The sequence below is a fragment of the Halorubrum sp. Ea8 genome (genome assembly GCF_002252925.1).
Taxonomy (GTDB): domain Archaea; phylum Halobacteriota; class Halobacteria; order Halobacteriales; family Haloferacaceae; genus Halorubrum.
Genome location: NZ_NHPF01000093.1, coordinates 96,714 through 103,790 on the forward strand (window position 1 = coordinate 96,714; position 7,077 = coordinate 103,790).

General features: G+C 73.4%; 6 protein-coding genes. 1 reads left to right on the top strand and 5 read right to left on the bottom strand.

Annotated features, from left to right (window positions below; translation table 11 throughout):
* Nucleotides 1–89 precede the first annotated feature (89 nt).
* A complete protein-coding gene (gene dnaG / locus DJ74_RS10410; RefSeq protein ID WP_094527192.1) occupies nt 90–1,745 on the top strand; it encodes a DNA primase DnaG in 1,656 nt (551 codons plus the stop codon).
* Between the two features lie 50 nt (nt 1,746–1,795).
* On the opposite strand, the gene DJ74_RS10415 is transcribed toward dnaG, so the two are convergent.
* The 5 genes from DJ74_RS10415 to gatD all read right to left on the bottom strand — a co-directional run bounded on the left by DJ74_RS10415 (nt 1,796) and on the right by gatD (nt 6,871).
* Entirely contained in the window at nt 1,796–2,803 is a 1,008-nt protein-coding gene (locus DJ74_RS10415) for an A24 family peptidase (protein WP_094527193.1), read from the bottom strand.
* Between the two features lie 81 nt (nt 2,804–2,884).
* Nucleotides 2,885–4,162: a DUF6498-containing protein gene (locus DJ74_RS10420; RefSeq protein ID WP_094527194.1), complete on the bottom strand. Its 1,278-nt coding sequence runs from the start codon at nt 4,160–4,162 to the stop codon at nt 2,885–2,887.
* A gap of 46 nt (nt 4,163–4,208) precedes the next feature.
* Complete coding sequence (locus DJ74_RS10425) at nt 4,209–4,424, bottom strand: hypothetical protein (RefSeq protein ID WP_094523515.1); 216 nt, start codon at nt 4,422–4,424, stop codon at nt 4,209–4,211.
* Between the two features lie 24 nt (nt 4,425–4,448).
* Nucleotides 4,449–5,564 (bottom strand): GNAT family N-acetyltransferase, encoded by a 1,116-nt coding sequence (locus tag DJ74_RS10430; RefSeq protein ID WP_094527195.1) that lies wholly within the window; start codon nt 5,562–5,564, stop codon nt 4,449–4,451.
* On the bottom strand, nt 5,561–6,871 hold the full coding sequence (gatD, locus tag DJ74_RS10435) for a Glu-tRNA(Gln) amidotransferase subunit GatD (protein ID WP_094523511.1): 1,311 nt from the start codon (nt 6,869–6,871) through the stop codon (nt 5,561–5,563). The genes DJ74_RS10430 and gatD overlap by 4 nt, the downstream gene beginning before the upstream one ends.
* Nucleotides 6,872–7,077 lie beyond the last annotated feature (206 nt).

Sequence of the window (7,077 nt, forward strand, 5' to 3'; positions counted from 1 at the left end):
TCGACGGAGGCGGGTGCGATAACTATTTTCGGCGACGCGCACAACAGCGCACGGGCGGCGACGCCGCCCGATCATCACCATTCACCATCATGAAAGACACAGAGAAATACCTGATACACGCCACCATCGCGGCGGACGGCGTCGTCGAGCGCAGCGACGTCGTCGGCGCGGTGTTCGGCCAGACGGAGGGGCTCCTCGGCGAGGAGCTGGACCTCCGCGACCTCCAGGAGTCGTCGCGGGTCGGCCGGATCGACGTCTCCGTCCAGTCCGAGAACGGGCAGTCGTTCGGCGAGGTCACCGTCGCGTCGAGCCTCGACAAAGTCGAGACGGCGATCCTCGCGGCGGCCTTGGAGACGATCGACCGCATCGGTCCCTGCCAGGCCTCCGTGGAGGTGACGAGCATCGAGGACGTGCGGGCGGCGAAGCGCCGCGAGGTCGTCGAGCGCGCCAAGGAGCTGATCGCCGGCGGCTTCGAGGAGACGAGCCTCGCGAGCGACGACATCCTCGAGGAGGTCCGCGAGGCCGCCCGCGTCGAGGGGATCGTCGACTACGAGGGGCTCCCGGCCGGCCCCCGCGTCGGCGACTCCGACGCCGTCATCGTCGTCGAGGGGCGCGCGGACGTGCTCACGCTGCTCGAGTGCGGAATTAAGAACGCGGTCGCCGTCGAGGGGACGAACGTCCCGGACGCGGTGGCCGAGCTCACCGCCGACCGGACCGTCACCGCCTTCCTCGACGGCGACCGCGGGGGCGAGCTCATCCTCCGCGAACTCGCGCAGGTGGGCGACGTCGACTACGTCGCGTTCGCGCCGCCCGGCGAGTCGGTCGAGGACCTCGACCGCAACGCCGTCTTCGAGTCGCTCCGCGGGAAGGTCCCGTACGACACCCTCGCCGACGAGCCCAACCTCCGCGAGGCGGCCGCGGACGACGAGGGTCCCGGGGACGTGGAACGCGAGAACGCCGGCGGTGCCGGGCGAGAGGGCGTCGGGGAGGACGACGCGGGTCGAGGGACCGGCGGCGACGCGGAGGACGGCGGGTCCGAGACGCCGGGCCCCGACGCCTCCGACCCCGGTTCGCCCGACCCCGAGGGTCCGGAGACCGACGGCGTCGTGGCCGGTGCGGCCAACGACGAGACGGAGAGCGCCCTGGTCGAGGCCGTCGGGAAGCACCCCGCGACCGCGGGGGACGACGGGGGCGCCGACTCTGTCGAGGTCGACGTCGTCGACGCCGAGGCGACGGCCACCGAACCGGCGGACGACGGGTCCGCGGAGACGGCCGAAGCGGAGTCGGGGGCGGAGACCAGCGAGGGGTCGGGGACGAAACCCGGCGAGGAGCCGATGACGGAGACCGACGAGGGGTCGGGAACGGAGACCGACGAGGGGTCGGGAACGGAGACCGACGAGGAGCCGGCCGAACCGTCAGACGACGCCCCCGTCGACGACGAGCCGCGATCGATCGAGGAGCACGTACAGGAGGTCGTCGACTCGGGGAGCGACCGCGCCCGCTTGCTCGGCGACGACCGCGGCGTCCTCGCGGAGGTCGACGCCGCCGACGCCTTCGACGCGGTCGAGGCGGCCGAGACGGCGCCGCACACGGTCGTCGTCGACGGCCGGATCGATCAGCGCCTCCTCGACGTGTCGGCCCAGCGCGGGGTCAGCGAACTGCTCGGCCGAGAGATCGGCGAGTTCGTGAAACGGCCCGTCGGGACCCGCGTGCTCACGGTCGGGGACCTCCGGGCCGGGAGCTGACAGCGCCGGGAGCTGGCGGCGCCGCGCGACGACCGTCCCGCGGGGTTCTCTCAGACCAGTCCGACGACGCCGAGCAGCGCGAACAGCGCGTCGCCGTACGTCAGCGCGACGACCAGCCCGACCGCCATCGGGACGACGAACGGCATGCCGGGCGACACCAGCACGCGGTCCTTCCGGGCGACGACCGCCAGTCCGCCGCGGAGCGTCTCGGCGTCGGTGCCGTACGCGCCGTGGTCGATCTCGGCGAGGAACCGCTCGGCGGCCCACGGGTCGTCGAACGCCGCCGGTCCGAGACCCGACTGCGAGGCGGCCTCGACGTCCGAGTCGGCCGCGGTCCCACCGTCGGTCAGGGGGCCGACGTGCGTCCCGCCGTCGGTCGGCTCGAACGTCTCGCCGACGCTCTCCGGGTCGCGGAGGCGGCCCGGGTCGGCGCGGACGTCGGCGAGCCGCAGTCCGCGCCACCGGAGGTACATCCGGAGCGCGTCCAGGTCCAGCCCGCTCCGCGTCTCCCCGTCGTCGTCCTCGAAGAGCCGGCCGTGGCGGTCCGACAGCGACTCCGTCGCCACCGGGCGGGCGAGGAACATGTTCGCGGAGCGCTCGCCGCGCGCGAGGTTCACCGCGGCGAGGCCGAGGGGGTACGCGAGCCCGAGCAGCACCGTGTTCGTGAGGACCGTGAGCGAGAACACGCCGATCTGGGTCTCGACGAGCGGGAGTTCCGCGCCGGCGACGGCGTACTCCGGGAAGGTGGGAAAGAGAATCGCGAGCGCGATCAGCGCCTTCGCGTCCGCCCCGCCGAACGCGCCGAGGAACCAGAACGCGTAGCCCAGCGGCGCGACGAACAGGAGGCTGATCGCGACCTGGACGGCGAACCGCGTCTCTTCTATCCCGGCGATCGGCCATATCGACGCCACCTCCCAGACCAACAGCAGCGCCCCGAACGCGTACAGCGGCGGCCAGATCCGGTTCGGGAGGCGTCGGGTCCGGACGTCCCGCAGCGCCGCCCACGCGAAGACGGGGACGACGAGCAGTCGCAGGAGGTCCGGCAGCGTGGCGACCATGTCCCCACGGCCGCCGCGGGCGTAATTAGGCGTTCGGGTTCGGGTATCGATATCGATAGCGGACCCGAGGGCGACGCGAAGTCAGTCGTCCGGTCGATCGGCGCGCCGATCGAACGCCGCGAGCACCGTGTCGGGGTCCGACAGCCCCGGGACCCGGTGCTCCTCGTCGCGGAGTTCGATCACGACCGTCTCGGTGCCGAGCCGGCGGTCGAGCCACGTCCGTTCCACGCGCAAGCCGGTCTCATCCCACGACTCGACGCGCCACAGCGTCGCGCCGAACAGGCGGTCGCGGGCGACGAGCGCGTCGTCGCCGGCGCGGTACGCGACGAGACCGTGCCGGAGCTCGTGGTCGACCGCGGCGAGAGAGAGCGGGACTGCGACGGCGACGACCGAGAGGACGGTGACGGTCGTCCAGTCGCCGCCGATCGCGAACAGCGCCGCGACGAACGCGGGGACAGCGGCGAGCCACCACAGCCCCGGGTGGACGGAGACCGTCGCGAGCGCCCCGGCGAACCGCGAGCGCCGGGGGAGACGGACCGCATCGACCGGACCGTCGAGGGAGCTGTGGACCGAGTCGGTGGTCGGCGGGTCGTACGAGAACCCGAGGTCCAACGCCTGCGACTCGTCGAACGCGTCCAGCCGGTCGCGGTACAGCCCCGCGAGGTCGACGGCGGCCTTCAACCCGATCACGCCGAGCAGGAGGGGGAGGCCGACCGCGCCGGGATCGAGCGCCGATATCGGCGCGTCCCCGTCGAGCGTCGCCGCACCGACGAGCGCGACGGTGAACAGCGCGGCGAAGAACACGGCTCCGGCGTGGACGAACACGCCGCGAACGGCCGTCTGCGCGCTGTGGTCGCGGTACTCGCCGCCGGCGAAGTACTCGGCGAGCGTCGTCGCTCCCTCGCCGACGAAGACGGCGAGGACCGCGAGGGTCACGGTGTCGAGCGCGTTCGGCGAGAGGCCGCCGTCGGCGACGACGCCCACCGTGAGTCCCCCGACGAACAGCCAGACGACACAGAGTATCGGAGCGATGACCGGGAGCACGAGCAGCGATGAGAGACGGATCTGAACTCCCGTGCGAGGGACGGAGAGCGCGGCGCGGCGGCTCGCGAGCGGCCCGGCGATCAGCGCGGTGCGCTCGATCTCGGACGGTCGGCCGGCGAACAGCGCGCGGACGAGGGCCCAGAGCGAGGCGATCCCGAGTTCGAACCAGTACAGCGTCATCAGCGCGGCCGCGTTCCAGCCGAGCGCGACGACGCCCGCGAGCGGGAGGAGATTCGAGACGAAGAGCGCGAGCGCCCTGAAGCGGCGACCCCGAGCGAGCGCGCTCAACGGACCGGAGCGAGCGGTGGAGGGCATTCCGATCGTCGATCTGTGTCCCGAGCCTAAAAACGGTCCGCGACGCTCACCGCGCCGGGCCGGCGTCGCGGTGGAGGTAGAGGTACGCGAGCACGGGGACGATGGTGAACGCGAGGGTCGCGACCGCCCAGAGGGGCGCGTAGCGGCTCCCGCGCTCCCTCGCGTCGCGGTAGATCCACGCCGCGGCGGCGACGACGACCCCGTAGACCACGAGCGTGAGCGGGAGCGACCACGGGAGGGCGACCCCGGAGAGGAGCGTCATGATACCCTGTTCGGCGGGCGACGCTTATAGTTCGCCCGTGAGGTCGGCCCGCATGACGAAGTCGGGCTCGCCGGCGACCGGCACCCGGTTCGCGCCGGTGTCGCTCACGTGCTCCACCGTCTCGGGGATCAGCACGCGCGCGGCGTCGGCGTCGACCGCGGCCGCGTCCGCGGCGATCGATTTATAAAGCGCGCCCGCCGCGTCGACGTCTCGCCAGGCGGCGACGCCGTACACGGCGACGCGCTCGGGGGCGTCGTCCTCGTCGTCGCCCGGCCGCTCCGAGACGCGGGCCCGGAGCGCGACCCCGGCGAGCGCGTCGGCGTCGGCGACCGCCAGGAGGCGGTCGTCGTCGGCCGCGACCCGGAGCCGCTCGCGAGTGAGTTCGGAACAGGCCCACGACTCGCCGTCGTCGAGCGCGAGGCCCCGGAGGTGGTCTCGGGCGTCGCTGTCGGCCCAGAACGCCCACGCGGCGTTCGGGTCCGGACCGTCGAGGACGCGGAGCCCGTCGGAGTCGGAGGCAGTCGCCGCGGTCTCCGGATCGCCGACGTCCGCCGCCGGCTCCGGCCGCGCGAACCGGAACTCGGTCTCCGGCTCGAAGCCGACCGCGCGAGACTGGCCGAGTCCGGCGACGTTCCACGAGAAGACCATATTCCGGCAGACCGTCGCGCCGCGGTCGCGCGCCCAGTCGAGCGCGCCGGTCGAGAGGGCGGTCCCGACGCCGAAGCCGCGGGCGGCGGGGTCGACGCGGATCCCCTGTCCCCACGCCTCCCACTCGGTGAGCAGGGCGCCCCGGATGCAGCCGACGACGGCCTCCGGTTCGCCGGGGGCGGCGGCGCCCGCGCCGTCGCCCTCGATCACGGTGTCACCCGGATCGCGGTCGTCGTTCCCCGCGACCGCGTCGCTTCCGTCGATCGCCTCGGGCGGAAGCGTCGCGACGAAGGTGCCGCGGTCAGGGTCGTCGGCGGCGACCCAGTCGGGGAACACCCGCGGGAGGTAGTCCTCGTGCCGCTCGCCCCACGTGTCCCGCGTGAACGCCGCGACCGCGTCGGCGTCGGCGGGGCGGGCCTCGCGGACGACGACGGTCGGTCCGGCGGGCGTCGAGCCGGGGGCGCGCGGCGGCTCCCCGTCCGACTCCGTCATCGCCAGGGCTGCGACTCCTCGGTGAGCTCGCCGGCGAGGTCGCGGGCCATCGCCTCGGCGGGGTCCGACAGGTTCGCGAGCGCCCACATGAGCTTCACCTTCGCGGTGCCGGGGAGGGTGTCGCCCGCCTCGACGACGCCCGCGTCGAGCAGGTCGCGGCCGGTGTCGTACACGCGGTCGCAGACGCGGCCGTCGAGGCACTGGCTCGTCATCGCGACGACGGTGCCGTCCTCGACCAGCTCCGCGATCCGCGGGACGAGGTCGGTGTGGACGTGGCCGAGACCGGTCCCCTCGATCACGACGCCGTCCTTGCCGTCGAGGTAGTCCCACGCGGCCGGGTCCATGCCCGGCGTGAACTTCGCGAGCTCCACGTCGCCGTCGAGGTCGGGCGCGAGGCCGGCCTCCGCGTCTCCGTCGCCCTCGCTCGCCTCACTCCCCCGCGGGAGCGGCTCTCGGTTCCACTCGATGGCGGCGTCGGCCGCGTCGCCCTCGGCGCCCGCCTCGGCCGCGGCCTCGTAGTCGATGACGCCGAGCGATCGGGCGCCGACCGTCTCGAAGGCGTCGCGGCGAGAGGTGTGGTTCTTCCGGACGCGGGTGCCGCGGTGGAGCGCGCAGGCGTCGTCGGAGGGGCTCGCGTGCATGCAGACGAGCGTCTCCGCGTGGTCGGCCTTCGCGGCCTCGACCGCGCACACCGCGTTCATCACGTTGTCCGAGGAGGGGCGGTCCGCGGAGCGCTGGCTCCCGGTGAACACGACCGGAACGGGCGAGTCGAGCATGAAGGAGAGCGCGGAGGCGGAGTACTGCATCGTGTCGGTGCCGTGCATCACGACGACGCCGTCGGCGCCGGCCGCGACCTCCTCGGCGACCGCCTCGGCGAGCTCCCGCCAGATGGACGGCTCCATGTTCTCGGAGAGGATGTTGGCGACGACGCGCCCGCGGTAGTTCGCGCGGCCGGCTAGGTCGGGCACGGCCCGAAGCACGTCCTCGGCGTCGAACTGGGCGGTGACCGCGCCGGTCCGGTAGTCGACGGTCGAGGCGATCGTCCCGCCGGTCGAGATGAGCGACACCGTCGGCAGGTCGTCGTCGAAGGTGATCTCGGAGGCCTCGCCGCCGCCCGCGTCGGCCCCGTCGTCGACGTCGCGGGCGCCCGATTCGAGCACTTCGACGTCGGCCTCGTCGCGGTCGACGCCGACGTTGTACCCCCCGTCGAGCTTGACGACGAGGTGGTCGCGAGTCGTCGAGGGGAGCAGTACGCCCTCGTTCGTGACGTCCCCGCGCTCGACGCGGACGCGATCTCCCGGTTGCATACCACCCGCTTCCCCTGCGGCGGACTTGAATCCAACCGTTCGGCCGCGGCGACCGCTTCCGGGCGGCGACCGTTTCCGGGCCGGCGACGGCTCCCGGGGCGGCGACCGATTTCAGGGCGGCGACCGTTTCGGGCGAGCCGTCGCTCGCCCGATTTTTACTCGCTCCGTTCCCTCCGCTCCCTCAGCCCCCTCCGCTCCCTCAGCCC